Raw genomic sequence first — 16,378 nt, forward strand, 5'->3', positions numbered from 1 at the left:
AACTGAGATCTTCTAGAAAGCCCATACAGACATGAGCCGTTCCGCACACCCCGCCGGGCCCCGTCACGCCGATGTCCTGCCCGAGGGGCACTACACCGCCCCGGCGGCCGACCTCAACGTCCTCGACCCGAAGGTCTGGGCGCAGACCGTGACGCGTACCGAGAGCGGTTCGGTCAGTGTCGGCGGGATCGATGTGGCGACGCTCGCCGAGGAGTTCGGCACGCCCGCCTACTTCGTCGACGAGACCGACTTCCGGGCCCGGGCCCGCGCCTGGCGCACCGCCTTCGGGCACGACGCCGACGTGTTCTACGCCGGGAAGGCGTTCCTCTCGCGTGCCGTCGTGCGCTGGCTGGACGAGGAAGGGCTGAATCTTGATGTGTGTTCCGGGGGTGAGCTCGCCACCGCCCTCTCCGCCGGGATGCCCGCCGAGCGCATCGCCTTCCACGGCAACAACAAGTCCGTGGCGGAGATCACCCAGGCCGTCGAGGTCGGCGTCGGGCGTATCGTCCTCGACTCCTTCCAGGAGATCGTGCGGGTCGCGCACATCGCGCAGAGCCTCGGCAAGCGGCAGCGCGTGCAGATCCGCGTGACCGTCGGCGTCGAGGCCCACACGCACGAGTTCATCGCCACCGCGCACGAGGACCAGAAGTTCGGGATCGCCCTGGCGGACGGACAGGCCGCCGAGGCCGTCCGGCGCGCGCTCACCCTCGACGGGCTCGAACTGATCGGCATCCACTCCCACATCGGGTCGCAGATCTTCGACATGGCCGGGTTCGAGGTGGCCGCCCGTCGTGTCGTGTCGCTGCTCGCTCAGATCCGTGACGAGCACGGCGTCGAGCTGCCCGAGATCGACCTCGGTGGCGGCCTCGGTATCGCCTACACCAGCGACGACGACCCCCGCGAGCCCCACGAGATCGCCAAGGCCCTCGGCGAGATCGTGACGAGGGAATGTGAGGCCGCCCGGCTGCGGACCCCCCGTATCTCCGTCGAGCCCGGGCGCGCCATCGTCGGGCCCACCGCCTTCACCCTCTACGAGGTCGGCACCGTCAAGCCCCTCGAAGGACTGCGTACGTACGTCTCCGTCGACGGCGGCATGTCCGACAACATCCGTACCGCGTTGTACGACGCCGAGTACAGCGTCGCCCTCGTCTCCCGTACGAGCGAGGCCGAGCCCATGCTCGTCCGCGTGGTCGGCAAGCACTGCGAGAGCGGGGACATCGTGGTGAAGGACGCCTTCCTGCCGTCCGACCTCGCGCCCGGCGACCTCATCGCGGTGCCGGCCACCGGCGCGTACTGCCGCTCCATGGCGAGCAACTACAACCACGCCCTGCGTCCGCCCGTCGTCGCGGTCCGCGACGGCGAGGCCCGCGTCATCGTCCGCCGCGAGACCGAGGAGGATCTGCTTCGCCTCGATGTCGGCTGACGTGAACCAATGAACTACGCGCGGCCCGGGGCGCAAGATCTCCTGTCATCCGGGCCCGCGTAAATGAAATCGACATCTCACGATCCGGACGAGGGGTAGAAACCCCCGTCCGGTGAGTGAGACTGGTCCCACCGTGACGGTACGAGGAAACGAGGTCGGATGATGCGTACGCGTCCGCTGAAGGTGGCGCTGCTGGGCTGTGGGGTCGTCGGCTCAGAGGTGGCGCGCATCATGACGACGCACGCCGACGACCTCGCCGCGCGTATCGGGGCCCCCGTCGAACTGGCCGGTGTGGCCGTACGGCGACCCAGCAAGGTGCGGGAGGGCATCGACCCCGCCCTGGTGACCACCGACGCGACCGCGCTGGTGAAACGCGGGGACATCGACGTCGTCGTCGAGGTCATCGGTGGCATCGAGCCCGCCCGCTCCCTCATCACCACCGCCTTCGAGCACGGCGCGTCCGTGGTCTCCGCCAACAAGGCGCTCCTCGCCCAGGACGGCGCCGCGCTGCACGCGGCGGCCGACGACCACGACGCGGACCTCTATTACGAGGCCGCCGTCGCCGGTGCCATCCCGCTGATCCGGCCGCTGCGCGAGTCCCTCGCCGGCGACAAGGTCAACCGCGTGCTGGGCATCGTCAACGGCACCACCAACTTCATCCTCGACAAGATGGACTCGACCGGCGCCGGCTACCAGGAAGCCCTCGACGAGGCCACCGCCCTCGGGTACGCGGAAGCCGACCCCACCGCCGACGTCGAGGGCTTCGACGCCGCCGCCAAGGCCGCCATCCTCGCCGGGATCGCCTTCCACACGCGCGTACGCCTCGACGACGTGTACCGCGAGGGCATGATCGAGGTCACCTCCGCCGACTTTGCCTCCGCGAAGGCCATGGGCTGCACCATCAAACTGCTGGCCATCTGCGAGCGGGCCGCCGACGGGGGATCGGTCACCGCGCGGGTGCATCCCGCCATGATCCCGCTGAGTCACCCGCTGGCCTCCGTGCGTGGCGCCTACAACGCCGTGTTCGTCGAGTCCGACGCCGCCGGGCAGCTCATGTTCTACGGGCCGGGCGCCGGTGGTGCGCCGACCGCGTCCGCCGTCCTCGGGGACCTCGTCGCCGTCTGCCGCAACAAGCTCAGCGGCGCGACCGGGCCCGGCGACTCGGCGTACACCCAGCTGCCGGTGTCGCCCATGGGCGAGGTCGTGACCCGCTACCACATCAGTCTCGATGTGGCCGACAAACCGGGCGTTCTCGCCCAGGTGGCGACCGTCTTCGCCGAACACGGGGTGTCGATCGATACGGTTCGCCAGCAGGGACGGCAGGACGGAGGCGGCGATGCCTCCCTCGTGGTCGTCACCCATCGCGCGTCGGACGCGTCCCTCACCGGGACCGTGGAGGCGCTGCGCAACCTCGACACCGTGCGTGGTGTCGCCAGCATCATGCGGGTTGAAGGAGAGTAACGAGCAATGACCCACCAGTGGCGCGGAATCATCGAGGAGTACCGGGACCGGCTGCCGGTGTCCGACACCACGCAGGTCGTCTCGCTGCGTGAGGGCGGTACGCCGCTCGTGCCCGCGCAGGTGCTCTCCGAGCGCACGGGCTGCGAGGTCCACCTCAAGGTCGAGGGTGCCAACCCCACCGGGTCCTTCAAGGACCGCGGGATGACCATGGCCATCACCCGGGCCAAGGAGGAAGGCGCGAAGGCAGTCATCTGTGCCTCCACGGGCAACACGTCTGCCTCGGCGGCGGCCTATGCCGTACGGGCCGGGATGGTCTGCGCCGTCCTCGTGCCGCAGGGCAAGATCGCGCTCGGCAAGATGGGCCAGGCCCTCGTGCACGGCGCGAAGATCCTCCAGGTCGACGGCAACTTCGACGACTGCCTCACCCTGGCGCGCAGCCTCTCCGACAACTACCCGGTGGCGCTGGTCAATTCGGTGAACCCGGTGCGTATCGAGGGGCAGAAGACCGCGGCGTTCGAGATCGTGGACATGCTCGGCGACGCCCCCGACATCCATGTCCTTCCGGTGGGCAACGCGGGCAACATCACCGCGTACTGGAAGGGGTACACCGAGTACGCCGCCGACAAGATCGCCGCGCGGACGCCGCGCATGTGGGGCTTCCAGGCCTCCGGGTCCGCGCCCATCGTGCGCGGCGAGGTCGTCAAGGACCCCTCGACGATCGCCACCGCGATCCGCATCGGCAACCCGGCCTCGTGGCAGTTCGCGCTCGCCGCGCGGGACGAGTCGGGCGGCTTCATCGACGAGGTGACGGACCGTGAGATCCTGCGCGCCTACCGGCTGTTGGCCGCGCAGGAGGGTGTCTTCGTCGAGCCGGCCTCGGCGGCGTCCGTCGCCGGTCTGCTCAAGGCCGCCGAGCAGGGCAAGGTCGACCCGGGGCAGCGCATCGTCTGCACGGTGACCGGAAACGGCCTGAAGGATCCCGACTGGGCCGTCGCGGGCGCCCCGCAGCCCGTCACGGTCCCGGTCGACGCGGCCACGGCCGCCGAGCGCCTGGGTCTCGCGTAACGAGGTACCTGGCCCCCCACTGGCGCAGCGAGTGAGCCGACGGGGCGCGCCTGTGTCGGGAGGGATCGCGCGAGGCCCACGAGCGAGGTCGACACCGTCACCCTCCGATAGGTCAGCGCCCCGGAGGCGAACCGAGTTCAAAAAAAGGGGGTGCATGTGGGGCTTACGACACGCATCGTGCGCCTCCTGTGCGCCCTATGTCGCCACTGAACCTTCCTTCGATAAGCTGTACCGAACCCGCCCGCCGCATATGCCGCGGTGCCGCGCCGTCCCTGCGGCCTCCGGGTCTTCCGCATTCTCCGTACGTCTCGCAGGATTTCGAGAATCTCGCAGCTCAAGCTCAAGGAGAGTCATCGAGCGATGGCCGGTCCAGCGTTCCGCGCCGCCGCCGTCCGGGTGCGCGTCCCCGCCACCAGTGCCAACCTCGGCCCGGGCTTCGACGCCCTCGGCCTGTCACTGGGGCTGTACGACGACGTGGTCGTCCGCGTGGCCGATTCCGGCCTGCACATCGACATCGCGGGTGAGGGAAGCGAGACGCTGCCCCGCGACGAGCGCCACCTCCTCGTACGGTCCCTGCGCACCGCCTTCGACCTGCTGGGCGGACAGCCCCGCGGCCTCGAGATCGTGTGCGCCAACCGCATCCCGCACGGCCGCGGCCTCGGCTCCTCGTCCGCCGCGATCTGCGCCGGCATCGTCGCCGCACGCGCCGTGACCATAGGCGGCGACAGCAAGCTCGACGACACCGCGCTCCTGGAGCTCGCCACCGAGATCGAGGGCCACCCCGACAACGTCGCGGCCTGTCTGCTCGGCGGATTCACCTTGTCCTGGCTGGAGAACGGGGCGGCGCGCGCCATCAGGATGGAACCCGCCGAGTCCATCGTTCCGGTGGTCTTCGTACCCGGCAAGGCGGTGCTGACGGAGACCGCCCGCGGACTCCTGCCCCGTACCGTCCCGCACGTCGACGCCGCCACCAACGCGGGCCGCGCCGCACTGCTCGTCGAGGCCCTCACCAGGCGCCCCGAGCTGCTGCTGCCCGCCACCGAGGACCGACTGCACCAGGAGTACCGCGCCCCGGCCATGCCGGAGAGCGCGGCGCTGGTGGAGCGGCTGCGGGCGGACGGGATCCCCGCGGTCATCTCCGGCGCCGGGCCCACCGTGCTCGCGCTCGCCGACGAGGCCGCGGCCGACAAGGTCGCACAACTGGCGGGAGAGGGCTGGGCGGCCAACCGGCTGGGCCTCGACGCCACCGGAGCGAGCGTGCTGCCGCTTGCTCCGTGACACTCGGTTGCCGGATTTCGAGAGGGGGAATGTTTGTTGGATCCGGTAGTGTTAACCTCAAGTCTGCACCCGACCCCACCATGGCGAGGTGCTTCACGTCCCCGTCCGGGACAACCATTCTTCCGGGAGCCCCCCAAACTGCTTTGCGTCATGCATTGGGTGCTACGCGCTGAGCGGTGCTGAGCACGCTCCGGAACCGGCGTGAACGAGCCGATGGACACAGCACCTCAGGTCCATGGCCCCGGGAAACGTCATCCCAGAAATTCCCTCCGCCTTTTGGCGGACCACCGCCCCGGCACGGTCCACACATGACGGACCACTGTCGGACAGCACAACCGGTCGCCGAGCCAGACAGGCCGACGTCCGCTCCAGGGAAGGACCCTTCGTGAGCGACACCACCGATCTGATGGGCGCACGTGTCGAGGAGACCGCTGCCGCGCCCGCCACGGACGCCTCCGCGCCTGCCACCGGTGCCGGCTCCCGTCGGCGCCGCGGTACCGGCCTCGAGGGCATGGTGCTGGCCGAGCTGCAGCAGGTCGCATCCGGCCTCGGCATCAGGGGCACCGCGCGGATGCGCAAGAGCCAGCTGATCGAGGTCATCAAGGAGGCGCAGGGCGGGGGTACCTCCCAGGGCGCCGCGGGTTCCGGGGGAGGGGGAGCCGCGGCCAAGGCCGCGACCTCCGCCGGGGACGCCACCGAGACGAAGCCCAAGCGCCGGGCCACCTCGAAGGCCCGTACGGGGGACGAGGCAGTCTCTCCCGCCGACAAGAAGGCGGAGGCCAAGGCCGAGAAGGCCGTGGCTCAGCAGCAGATCGAGATCCCCGGCCAGCCGGCCGGCGGCCCCGCCCGGGCGGGCGAGGGCGGCGAGCGCGGTGGGGACGACGCTCCGGCCGAGCGCCGCAGGCGTCGCGCCACCGCCGAGGCGGGCAGCCCCGACACGATCACCGCCGAGGCGAAGACCGAGGTCAGGACCGAGGAGCCCGGACAGTCCCAGGGCGACGGCCGGGGCGACGGCTCGGACAACGGGACCGAGGGCCGTCAGGGCCGCCGCGAGCGTCGTGACCGCGGCGACCGCGGTGACCGTGGTGAGCGCGGCGACCGTGACCGCGGGGGCCGCGACCGCGACCGCCGTGGCGGCAAGGGCGACGAGCAGCAGGGCGGCCAGAGCAATCAGGGCGGCCAGGGTCAGGGCGGCGGCAACCAGCAGCGCCAGGACCGGCAGGACCGCCAGCAGGGCGGCGGCCGTCAGGACCGCCAGGACCGTCAGCGTGACAACGGCCCGCAGGACGACGACGACTTCGAGGGTGGCCGCCGTGGCCGCCGCGGTCGTTACCGCGACCGCCGTGGCCGTCGTGGCCGCGACGAGTTCGGCCCGAACGAGCCGCAGGTCGCCGACGACGACGTCCTGATCCCCGTCGCGGGCATCCTGGACATCCTCGACAACTACGCGTTCATCCGTACGTCGGGCTACCTTCCCGGCCCGAACGACGTGTACGTCTCCCTCGCCCAGGTCCGCAAGAACGGTCTGCGCAAGGGTGACCACGTCACCGGCGCCGTCCGCCAGCCCAAGGACGGCGAGCGCCGCGAGAAGTTCAACGCGCTCGTCCGCCTGGACTCGCAGAACGGCATGGCGCCCGAATCGGGGCGCGGACGGCCGGAGTTCAACAAGCTGACGCCGCTCTACCCGCAGGACCGGCTCCGTCTGGAGACCGACCCGGGTGTGCTGACGACCCGCATCATCGACCTCGTCGCGCCCATCGGCAAGGGCCAGCGCGGTCTGATCGTGGCCCCGCCGAAGACCGGCAAGACCATGATCCTGCAGGCGATCGCCAACGCGATCACCGTCAACAACCCCGAGTGCCACCTGATGGTCGTCCTGGTCGACGAGCGTCCGGAAGAGGTCACCGACATGCAGCGGTCGGTGAAGGGCGAGGTCATCTCCTCGACCTTCGACCGTCCCGCTGAGGACCACACCACGGTCGCCGAGCTCGCCATCGAGCGTGCCAAGCGGCTGGTGGAGCTGGGCCACGACGTCGTCGTGCTGCTCGACTCGATCACGCGTCTGGGCCGTGCGTACAACCTCGCCGCCCCGGCCTCCGGCCGCATCCTGTCCGGTGGTGTCGACTCGACCGCGCTGTACCCGCCGAAGCGCTTCTTCGGTGCCGCGCGCAACATCGAGGACGGCGGCTCGCTGACGATCCTGGCCACCGCGCTGGTCGACACCGGCTCGCGCATGGACGAGGTCATCTTCGAGGAGTTCAAGGGCACGGGCAACGCGGAGCTCAAGCTCGACCGCAAGCTCGCCGACAAGCGCATCTTCCCCGCGGTGGACGTCGACGCGTCCGGTACGCGTAAGGAAGAGATCCTGCTCGGCAGCGACGAGCTCGCCATCACCTGGAAGCTGCGCCGTGTGCTGCACGCGCTCGACCAGCAGCAGGCGATCGAGCTGCTGCTCGACAAGATGAAGCAGACGAAGTCGAACGCCGAGTTCCTGCTGCAGATCCAGAAGACGACGCCGATGCCGGGCAACGGCAACGACTGACGTCTCGCGGCCGGAGCAGCCGGCCGGTATCGCGGAGGGCCGTCCCCGTCACCTCGGGGGCGGCCCTCCGCGTTTTCGCGTTTTCCCCGTTGTCGCCGTTGTCGCGGGTGTCGTCGTTGTTCCCCGTGGGGCACTTCCGGAGATCTTCGCCACAGGTGCGGACGTCGGCACAATGGCGTGGAAGCGACGCGTCCACCCTCGTAAGCGCAGGTGAGCGGCTTTCCGCCGCCGACGCCGATCACCCGTTGTGTCCGGGTTCGCACAGAACGGTCACAGTTCGCTGTGCAACCCTTTTTCCGGTTTCCCCGTCTGAAAAGACGGGTCCTGACAGAGACGTCACGGCACATGACCACGCCTGACCCTGACCGCAGGGGGTAGCCGAGCCGACCAGCGAGAACCGAGGAGCACATGCCTGCCGAGCGCACACCTGAATCCGGCCATCACCGTAAACCGCGGAGCGGACGCCGCAACGCGCTCGTCATCGCGGCCTGGTCCGCGGCGGGGGTCTTCGTTCTGGGCGGCACGGGCCTCGGCTACGTGTACTTCAACCTCAACGACAACATCAAGAGCGTCGACATCGACCAGGCGCTCGGCGCCGACCGGCCCCTGGACGTCGACAACGGCTCGCAGGACATCCTCGTGCTGGGCTCCGACACCCGCTCGGGCAGCAACAAGGAACTGGGCGGCGGCACCGACGACGGCAGCGCCCGCTCGGACACCGCGATGGTCGTGCACGTCTACGAGGGCCACAAGAAGGCCAGCGTGGTCTCCATACCGCGCGACACGCTCGTCCCCCGGCCCGAGTGCACCGACAGCGAGGGCGTGGAGCACGCCGCCGCGTCCCTGGCGATGTTCAACTCGGCGTACTCGACGGGCGGCGCCGCCTGCGCGGTCAAGACCGTCGAGTCGATGACCGGTATCCGCATGGACCACTACGTCGAGGTCGACTTCAGCGGCTTCCAGAAGCTGATCGACGAACTCGGCGGTGTCGAGGTCACCACGACCAAGGACATCACCGACAAGGAGAGCCACCTCGACCTCAAGGCCGGCACGCACCGGCTGACCGGCAAGCAGTCGCTCGGCCTGGTGCGTACGCGGCACGGGGTCGGCGACGGGTCCGACCTCGGCCGGATCCAGCTCCAGCAGGCGTTCATCAAGGCGCTGGTCGAGCAGGTCGACAGCGTCGGCGTACTGACCAGCCCGAAGAAGCTGTACGACCTCGCCGACACCGCGACGAAGACCGTCACCACCGACTCCGACCTCGCCTCGGTGAAGGATCTGGCGTCCTTCGCCAACGGGCTCAAGGGCATCGGCTCGTCGAAGATGAACATGGTCACGCTGCCGGTGCGGTACGACCCGGCGGACGGAAACCGTGTTCTCGTCCAGAAGGACAAGGCCGCGGTGGTCTGGGACGCGTTGAAGAACGACCGGGCGATTCCGAAGTCGGCGACGAAGGGTACGGCGAGTGGGGACGCCAAGGGCGTCGTCACTTCTTGACCACGTACGCCCCTCGTGGGGTGGGCCGGCGGGCGCCCGATGGGCTGGTGCGGGTGAGTCGTGGCTGGTCGCGCAGTTCCCCGCGCCCCTCTGGAGGCCCCTTCGGGGCCATCCTCGGGGTCCTCCCGGGGGGCGGGGAATAGTCCCGGCCCTCACCCGGTTTGGGGAGATGGCACCAGTCCTGGCAGACTGGACAGTCGGCCCCGGTTCACGCCCCCGCAATCCGCGGGCAGCGACCCGGAGCCCTCCCGAAACTAGGAGACACCTTGAAGCGCGACATCCACCCCGAGTACGTCGAGACGCAGGTCAGCTGCACCTGTGGCGCGTCGTTCACCACCCGCAGCACGATCTCCAGCGGCACCGTCCGTGCCGAGGTCTGCTCCGAGTGCCACCCGTTCTACACGGGCAAGCAGAAGATCCTCGACACCGGTGGCCGTGTGGCCCGCTTCGAGGCCCGCTTCGGCAAGGCCAAGGCCGCGGCCGACAGCAAGTAGCGAGCTCACAGCGCCGGTCTTCGGCGCCTCCCTCCGGAGGCGCCGGGACCGGCGCTTTGCGGTGCACCCCCCGGCTCTCGAACGCCGATCGGGCAGTTCGATCGAGCAGGGACCCCCATACGAACCCCCATGCCGTACCTACGTCCCCGAACCTGTGACGGTGCCGGGGGCAGTCCATTGGAGCCGGAGATGTTCGAGGCGGTCGAGGAACTCATCGGCGAGCACGCCGATCTTGAGAAGAAGCTCGCTGACCCGTCGGTCCACGCCGATCAGGCCAACGCGCGCAAGCTCAACAAGCGCTACGCCGAGCTGACCCCGATCATCGCGACGTACCGCTCCTGGAAGCGAGTGGGGGACGACATCGAGACGGCGAAGGAGTTCGCCGCCGACGACCCCGACTTCGCCGCCGAGGTCAAGGACCTGGAGAAGCAGCGCGAGGAGCTCACCGAGAAGCTCCGGCTGCTGCTCGTCCCGCGCGACCCCAGCGACGACAAGGACGTCATCCTGGAGATCAAGGCGGGCGCGGGCGGCGACGAGTCGGCCCTGTTCGCCGGCGACCTGCTGCGCATGTACCTGCGGTACGCGGAGCGCGTCGGCTGGAAGACCGAGATCATCGACTCCACCGAGTCCGAGCTGGGCGGCTACAAGGACGTCCAGGTCGCCGTGAAGACCAAGGGCGGCAACGGCGCCACCGAGCCCGGCCAGGGCGTCTGGGCGCGGATGAAGTACGAGGGCGGGGTGCACCGCGTGCAGCGGGTGCCCTCGACCGAGTCGCAGGGCCGTATCCACACCTCCGCCGCCGGTGTGCTCGTCACGCCCGAGGCAGAGGAGGTCGACGTCGAGATCCACGCGAACGACCTGCGCATCGACGTCTACCGCTCCTCCGGACCCGGCGGCCAGTCCGTCAACACCACCGACTCCGCGGTGCGCATCACGCACATCCCCACCGGGGTCGTCGCCTCCTGCCAGAACGAGAAGAGCCAGCTGCAGAACAAGGAGCAGGCGATGCGTATCCTGCGCTCCAGGCTCCTCGCCGCGGCCCAGGAGGAGGCGGAGCGCAACGCCGCGGACGCCCGCCGCAGCCAGGTGCGCACCGTGGACCGCTCCGAGAAGATCCGGACGTACAACTTCCCGGAGAACCGGATCTCGGACCACCGCGTCGGCTTCAAGGCGTACAACTTGGACCAGGTCCTCGACGGTGACCTCGACGCGATGATCCAGGCCTGCGTGGACGCCGACTCGGCGGCCAAGCTCGCCGCGGCCTGAGGCACGCACCAGCACAGCCGCACCACCCATCCGCACGACGGACGACAGCTCAGCCCGGAGGACGCGTGAACCTGCTGCTCGCGGAAGTGGCCCAGGCCACCCAGCGGCTGGCCGACGCCGGCGTGCCCTCGCCGCGCAACGACGCCGAGGAGCTCGCCGCGTTCGTGCACGGTGTGAAGCGGGGCGAGCTGCACACCGTCAAGGACACGGACTTCGACGCCCGGTACTGGGAGGTGATCGCGCGCCGCGAGGCCCGCGAACCGCTCCAGCACATCACCGGGCTGGCCTACTTCCGCTATCTGGAACTCCAGGTCGGGCCGGGTGTGTTCGTGCCCCGGCCCGAGACCGAGTCCGTGGTCGGCTGGGCCATAGACGCCGTCCGCGCGATGGACGTCGTGGAACCGCTGATCGTCGACCTGTGCACCGGTTCGGGCGCCATCGCGCTCGCCCTCGCCCAGGAGGTGCCGCGCTCGCGCGTGCACGCCGTGGAGCTGTCCGAGGACGCCCTGCGGTGGACCCGCAAGAACGTCGAGGGGTCCAGGGTGGACCTGCGCCAGGGCAACGCCCTGGACGCCTTCCCCGACCTCGACGGCCAGGTCGACCTCGTCATCACCAACCCGCCGTACATCCCGCTCACGGAATGGGAGTACGTCGCTCCGGAGGCCCGGGACTACGATCCCGAACTCTCCCTGTTCTCGGGGGAGGACGGCCTCGACCTGATCCGCGGTCTGGAGCGCACCGCGCACCGGCTGCTGCGGCCCGGCGGGGTCGTCGTCGTCGAGCACGCCGACACCCAGGGCGGTCAGGTGCCGTGGATCTTCACCGAGGAGCGGGGCTGGGCCGACGCCGCCGACCACCCCGACCTCAACAACCGGCCGCGGTTCGCGACCGCCCGCAGGGCGACGCCATGACCACGGCGATGCCGGCGATGTCCCGTGTGGACGACGTGGAAACCGTTAGACGCGCGGCCACCGGGGTCCGCGTGCGCGAGGAGGCTTGCTGATGGCACGGCGATACGACACCAACGACGCGACCGACCGCTCGACGGGTCTGCGCGAGGCCGCGTCAGCCGTGCGCCGGGGCGAGCTCGTCGTGCTGCCGACCGACACCGTGTACGGGGTCGGCGCCGACGCGTTCAGCTCGGAGGCCGTGGCCGATCTGCTGGAGGCCAAGGGCCGCGGCCGGAACATGCCCACGCCCGTCCTCATCGGCTCCCCGAACACGCTGCACGGCCTGGTCACGGACTTCTCCGAGATGGCCTGGGAGCTCGTCGACGCGTTCTGGCCGGGTGCGCTCACCCTGGTCGCCAAGCACCAGCCGTCCCTGCAGTGGGACCTCGGGGACACCCGTGGCACCGTCGCCGTGCGCATGCCGCTGCACCCGGTCGCCATCGAGCTGCTGACCGAGACCGGGCCGATGGCCGTGTCGTCCGCCAACCTCACCGGGCACGCGTCGCCCGAGGACTGCGACGCCGCCCAGGAGATGCTCGGCGACTCGGTCTCCGTGTACCTGGACGGCGGGCCCACCCCCGGCATCGTCCCCTCGTCGATCGTCGACGTGACGGGCAAGGTGCCGGTGCTGCTGCGGGCCGGCGCGCTGTCGGCCGAGGAGCTGCGAAAGGTCGTACCCGACCTCGAGGTGGCGAATTGACAGCCCCTGACGCGGGGCGTGGCATAGGTACGGGGACGGGGTACGCGGGGGCTTACGGCGACGGGGCCTCGGGCGACTCCTCGTTTCGCATCCTCCACGTCAGCACCGGCAACGTGTGCCGCTCGCCGATCACCGAGCGGCTGACCCGCCATGCCCTGGCGGACCGGCTCGGCGACCCCCTGTGGGGCGGCCTGATCGTCGAGAGCGCCGGTACCTGGGGGCACGAGGGCGCGCCCATGGAGGCCAACGCGGAGGCGGTCCTCGCGGACTTCGGCGCGGACGCCTCCGGCTTCGTGGGCCGCGAGCTGCTGGACGAGCACGTCATCCGGGCGGACCTGGTCCTCACCGCGACCCGTGACCACCGCGCCCAGGTCATCTCGATGGGCCACTCGGCGGGCCTGCGCACGTTCACGCTGAAGGAGTTCACCCGCCTGGTCCGCGCCATAGACCCGGCCACCCTGCCCCCACTGGACGACGGCATGGTCGAACGCGCCCGGGCCCTGGTCCGCGCCGCGGCGGCGCTACGCGGGTGGCTCCTGGCCCCCACGGCGGAAGCGGACGAGGTCTACGACCCGTACGGCGCCCCCCTCCCGTTCTTCCGCTCGGTCGGCGACGAGATCAACCAGGCCCTGGACCCGGTGGTCACGGCCCTGACGGGGGCGCCTGCGCGGGCCTAGTGGGAGGGGCTGTTCGGACGGTCGTGCGGGGTGCTCGGGCGTAACGGCGGGCGCGGGCCGGGGGTCGGTTCTACATTGGAATCAGCGATCCCCCGCCGAGGTCCGGAGTCCGCCATGCCGGTCGCACACCCGCTCACAGGTCCGCCGTCCGTCGACGTGCTCGGCCGGCAGGATCCCGAGCTGGCCGAGATCCTCCTCGCGGAGCTGACGCGGCAGACCACGACGCTCCAGCTGATCGCCGCCGAGAACTTCACCTCGCCCGCCGTGCTGGCCGCCCTGGGCTCACCGCTCGCCAACAAGTACGCCGAGGGCTACCCCGGCGCCCGCCACCACGGCGGCTGCGAGCTGGTCGACGTCGCCGAGCGGACCGCCGTACAGCGCGCCACGGCCCTCTTCGGCGCCGAACACGCCAACGTCCAGTCCCACTCCGGGAGTTCGGCCGTGCTGGCCGCGTACGCCGCCCTCCTGCGCCCCGGTGACACCGTCCTCGCGATGGGCCTGCCGCACGGCGGTCACCTCACCCACGGGTCGCCCGCGAACTTCTCGGGCCGCTGGTTCGACTTCGTCGGCTACGGCGTCGACCCGGAGAGCGGCCTCATCGACCACGAGCAGGTCAGGGCGCTGGCCCGCACCCACCGGCCGAAGGCCATCGTGTGCGGATCCATCTCCTACCCCCGGCACATCGACCACGCGGCCTTCCGCGAGGTGGCGGACGAGGTCGGCGCGTACCTCATCGCCGACGCCGCCCACCCCATCGGACTCGTCGCCGGGGGAGCGGCGCCCAGCCCGGTCCCGTACGCCGACATCGTGTGCGCGACCACGCACAAGGTGCTGCGCGGGCCGCGCGGCGGCATGCTGCTGTGCGGGAGCGAGCTGGCCGACCGGGTCGACCGGGCCGTCTTCCCCTTCACGCAGGGCGGCGCGCAGATGCACACCGTCGCCGCGAAGGCCGTCGCGTTCGGCGAGGCGGCAACACCGGCGTTCACGGCGTACGCCCATCAGGTGGTCGCGAACGCGCGGGTGCTGGCGCGGGGCTTGGCCGCCGAGGGGTTCGAGGTGGTCACCGGCGGTACCGACACCCATCTGCTGACCGTCGACCCGGAGCCGCTCGGCGTCGACGGCCGTACCGCCCGCGGCCGGCTCGCCGCCGCCGGAGTGGTCCTCGACACCTGCGCGCTGCCCCGGCCCGACGTACGGGGCCTGCGCCTGGGCACGGCCGCCGTCACCACCCAGGGCATGGGCGAGGCCGAGATGGCCCGGATCGCCGTGCTGTTCGGCGTGGCCCTGCGGGACGAGTCCGCAGGCCGGCGCGTACGTGAAGAAGTGCGGGACCTGACCGGGAGATTTCCGCCCTATCCCGGCTAGCGTGGGGTGGGCGGGCGTGGAGTGACAGCCACTCGTGCAACCATCGGCTCTACCCGGAAGTCCTCAACCGTATGCGCACGAAGCTATGGTGTGGGGCTGAGATGGCCGGCGAAACCTGTGGGGAATGCCCGTGCGTGAATACCTCCTGACGCTCTGCATCACGGCCGCGGTGACGTACCTGCTGACCGGGCCGGTGCGGAAGTTCGCGATCGTGGCCGGAGCGATGCCGGAGATCCGGGCACGTGACGTGCACCGAGAACCCACCCCGCGCCTCGGCGGCATCGCGATGTTCTTCGGACTGTGCGCGGGCCTGCTGGTGGCCGACCATCTGACGAACCTCAGCGTGGTCTTCGAGAACTCCAACGAGCCGCGGGCGCTGCTGTCCGGCGCCGCCCTGATCTGGCTGATCGGCGTCCTGGACGACAAGTTCGAGATCGACGCGCTCATCAAGCTGGGCGCCCAGATGATCGCCGCGGGTGTCATGGTGATGCAGGGTCTGACGATCCTGTGGCTGCCCATCCCGGGCGTCGGCTCGGTCTCGCTGACCCAGTGGCAGGGCACCCTGCTGACGGTGGCGCTGGTCGTGATCACCATCAACGCCGTGAACTTCGCCGACGGCCTCGACGGCCTCGCCGCGGGCATGGTGTGCATCGCCGCCGCCGCGTTCTTCATGTACGGCTACCGCATCTGGTACGGGTACGGGCTGGAGTCCGCCGCCCCGGCCACGCTCTTCGCCGCGCTGCTGATGGGCATGTGCCTGGGCTTCCTGCCGCACAACATGCATCCCGCGCGGATCTTCATGGGCGACTCGGGCTCGATGCTCATCGGGCTGGTGCTGGCGGCCGGCGCCATCTCCATCACCGGGCAGGTCGACCCGGACGCGATGAACCTGTTCGCGGGGTCCGAGAAGGAGGCCGTGCACCAGACGGTGCCCGTCTACATCCCGCTGCTGCTGCCGCTGACGATCATCGCCGTCCCGGCGGCGGACCTGGTGCTCGCCATCGTGCGGCGCACCTGGCGGGGCCAGTCCCCGTTCGCCGCCGACCGCGGACACCTGCACCACCGGCTCCTGGAGATCGGGCACTCGCACAGCCGGGCCGTGCTCATCATGTACTTCTGGTCGGCGCTGATCGCCTTCGGAGCCCTCGCCTACTCGGTGAACTCGGGCGCCATGTGGATCGTGCTCGGCATCATGGCGCTCAGCGCGGTGGGCCTGCTCCTGCTTCTGCTGCCGCGCTTCACACCGCGCGCCCCGCGCTGGGCCGAGCACTTCGTGCCGCCGCGCTACCGCCGCCGCAAGGCCGTGGACGTACCGGAGGAGGGCGGTCCGGCGGTCGCGGACGACGAGGCGGACGAGACCGGCAAGGACCTCGCGCACGGCGGGGAGCGCGGCGGTGAACAGGACGCGGAACAGGACGGGGAACGCCGTACTCCGGTCACCGTCGGTGTCTCGGGCGTCAACGGGGCGAGCGCTGTCGGCGCCCGTTCGCGTGTGCTGGACGAGCGAGGGGCCGGAACGTCGCGCTGACGCCGGGTAAGAGTTGTGCAAGAGCCGTCCGACGGGCGGCTCTGCCAAACCGCCCCATTACCAGACAAGGTGGTCGTCCGCACGCGCAGACGTGCATGTTCACCCTCATGTGTGACACCGGGCACACCAACC

Annotated in this window: 13 protein-coding genes; all 13 read left to right on the forward strand. The window is 70.5% G+C overall.

Annotation, left to right across the window (positions count from 1 at the left end):
* Positions 1–31 precede the first annotated feature (31 nt).
* The 13 genes from lysA to K3769_RS17070 all read left to right on the forward strand — a co-directional run bounded on the left by lysA (position 32) and on the right by K3769_RS17070 (position 16,246).
* On the forward strand, positions 32–1,423 hold the full coding sequence (lysA, locus tag K3769_RS17010) for a diaminopimelate decarboxylase (protein ID WP_267027271.1): 1,392 nt from the start codon (positions 32–34) through the stop codon (positions 1,421–1,423).
* A gap of 162 nt (positions 1,424–1,585) precedes the next feature.
* Positions 1,586–2,884, forward strand: coding sequence for a homoserine dehydrogenase (locus tag K3769_RS17015; RefSeq protein ID WP_267031412.1), 1,299 nt, complete (start codon positions 1,586–1,588; stop codon positions 2,882–2,884).
* 6 nt (positions 2,885–2,890) lie between these two features.
* Positions 2,891–3,949: a threonine synthase gene (gene thrC / locus K3769_RS17020; protein WP_267027272.1), complete on the forward strand. Its 1,059-nt coding sequence runs from the start codon at positions 2,891–2,893 to the stop codon at positions 3,947–3,949.
* Positions 3,950–4,309: 360 nt separating this feature from the next.
* Entirely contained in the window at positions 4,310–5,227 is a 918-nt protein-coding gene (thrB, locus tag K3769_RS17025) for a homoserine kinase (protein ID WP_267027273.1), read from the forward strand.
* A gap of 385 nt (positions 5,228–5,612) precedes the next feature.
* Complete coding sequence (gene rho / locus K3769_RS17030) at positions 5,613–7,769, forward strand: transcription termination factor Rho (protein WP_267027274.1); 2,157 nt, start codon at positions 5,613–5,615, stop codon at positions 7,767–7,769.
* Between the two features lie 408 nt (positions 7,770–8,177).
* Positions 8,178–9,266 (forward strand): LCP family protein, encoded by a 1,089-nt coding sequence (locus tag K3769_RS17035; RefSeq protein ID WP_267027275.1) that lies wholly within the window; start codon positions 8,178–8,180, stop codon positions 9,264–9,266.
* A gap of 266 nt (positions 9,267–9,532) precedes the next feature.
* A complete protein-coding gene (gene rpmE, locus K3769_RS17040) occupies positions 9,533–9,760 on the forward strand; it encodes a 50S ribosomal protein L31 (RefSeq protein ID WP_189837654.1) in 228 nt (75 codons plus the stop codon).
* A 189-nt stretch (positions 9,761–9,949) separates the two neighbouring features.
* Entirely contained in the window at positions 9,950–11,026 is a 1,077-nt protein-coding gene (prfA, locus tag K3769_RS17045; RefSeq protein WP_267027276.1) for a peptide chain release factor 1, read from the forward strand.
* Positions 11,027–11,091: 65 nt separating this feature from the next.
* Positions 11,092–11,937, forward strand: a complete 846-nt coding sequence (gene prmC / locus K3769_RS17050) for a peptide chain release factor N(5)-glutamine methyltransferase (protein WP_267027277.1) — start codon at positions 11,092–11,094, stop codon at positions 11,935–11,937.
* A 91-nt stretch (positions 11,938–12,028) separates the two neighbouring features.
* The gene (locus K3769_RS17055) at positions 12,029–12,676 is read left to right on the forward strand and encodes an L-threonylcarbamoyladenylate synthase (protein WP_189773476.1); all 648 of its coding nucleotides are present in this window, start codon (positions 12,029–12,031) and stop codon (positions 12,674–12,676) included.
* Entirely contained in the window at positions 12,673–13,353 is a 681-nt protein-coding gene (locus K3769_RS17060; RefSeq protein WP_282566196.1) for an arsenate reductase/protein-tyrosine-phosphatase family protein, read from the forward strand. Before K3769_RS17055 ends, K3769_RS17060 begins: the two co-directional genes overlap by 4 nt.
* A gap of 114 nt (positions 13,354–13,467) precedes the next feature.
* On the forward strand, positions 13,468–14,718 hold the full coding sequence (glyA, locus tag K3769_RS17065) for a serine hydroxymethyltransferase (protein ID WP_267027278.1): 1,251 nt from the start codon (positions 13,468–13,470) through the stop codon (positions 14,716–14,718).
* A gap of 130 nt (positions 14,719–14,848) precedes the next feature.
* Positions 14,849–16,246 (forward strand): MraY family glycosyltransferase, encoded by a 1,398-nt coding sequence (locus tag K3769_RS17070; RefSeq protein WP_267027279.1) that lies wholly within the window; start codon positions 14,849–14,851, stop codon positions 16,244–16,246.
* Positions 16,247–16,378: the final 132 nt, after the last annotated feature.

Origin of the sequence: Streptomyces ortus (genome assembly GCF_026341275.1) — a bacterium.
Lineage (GTDB): Bacteria > Actinomycetota > Actinomycetes > Streptomycetales > Streptomycetaceae > Streptomyces > Streptomyces ortus.

Excerpts from the sequence above, each read along its gene's own strand:
- lysA (WP_267027271.1), top strand. The coding sequence starts at position 32 with ATGAGCCGTTCCGCACACCCCGCCGGGCCCCGTCACGCCGATGTCCTG.
- K3769_RS17015 (WP_267031412.1), top strand. The coding sequence starts at position 1,586 with ATGCGTACGCGTCCGCTGAAGGTGGCGCTGCTGGGCTGTGGGGTCGTC.
- thrC (WP_267027272.1), top strand. The coding sequence starts at position 2,891 with ATGACCCACCAGTGGCGCGGAATCATCGAGGAGTACCGGGACCGGCTG.
- thrB (WP_267027273.1), top strand. The coding sequence starts at position 4,310 with ATGGCCGGTCCAGCGTTCCGCGCCGCCGCCGTCCGGGTGCGCGTCCCC.
- K3769_RS17035 (WP_267027275.1), top strand. The coding sequence starts at position 8,178 with ATGCCTGCCGAGCGCACACCTGAATCCGGCCATCACCGTAAACCGCGG.
- prfA (WP_267027276.1), top strand. The coding sequence starts at position 9,950 with ATGTTCGAGGCGGTCGAGGAACTCATCGGCGAGCACGCCGATCTTGAG.
- K3769_RS17055 (WP_189773476.1), top strand. The coding sequence starts at position 12,029 with ATGGCACGGCGATACGACACCAACGACGCGACCGACCGCTCGACGGGT.
- glyA (WP_267027278.1), top strand. The coding sequence starts at position 13,468 with ATGCCGGTCGCACACCCGCTCACAGGTCCGCCGTCCGTCGACGTGCTC.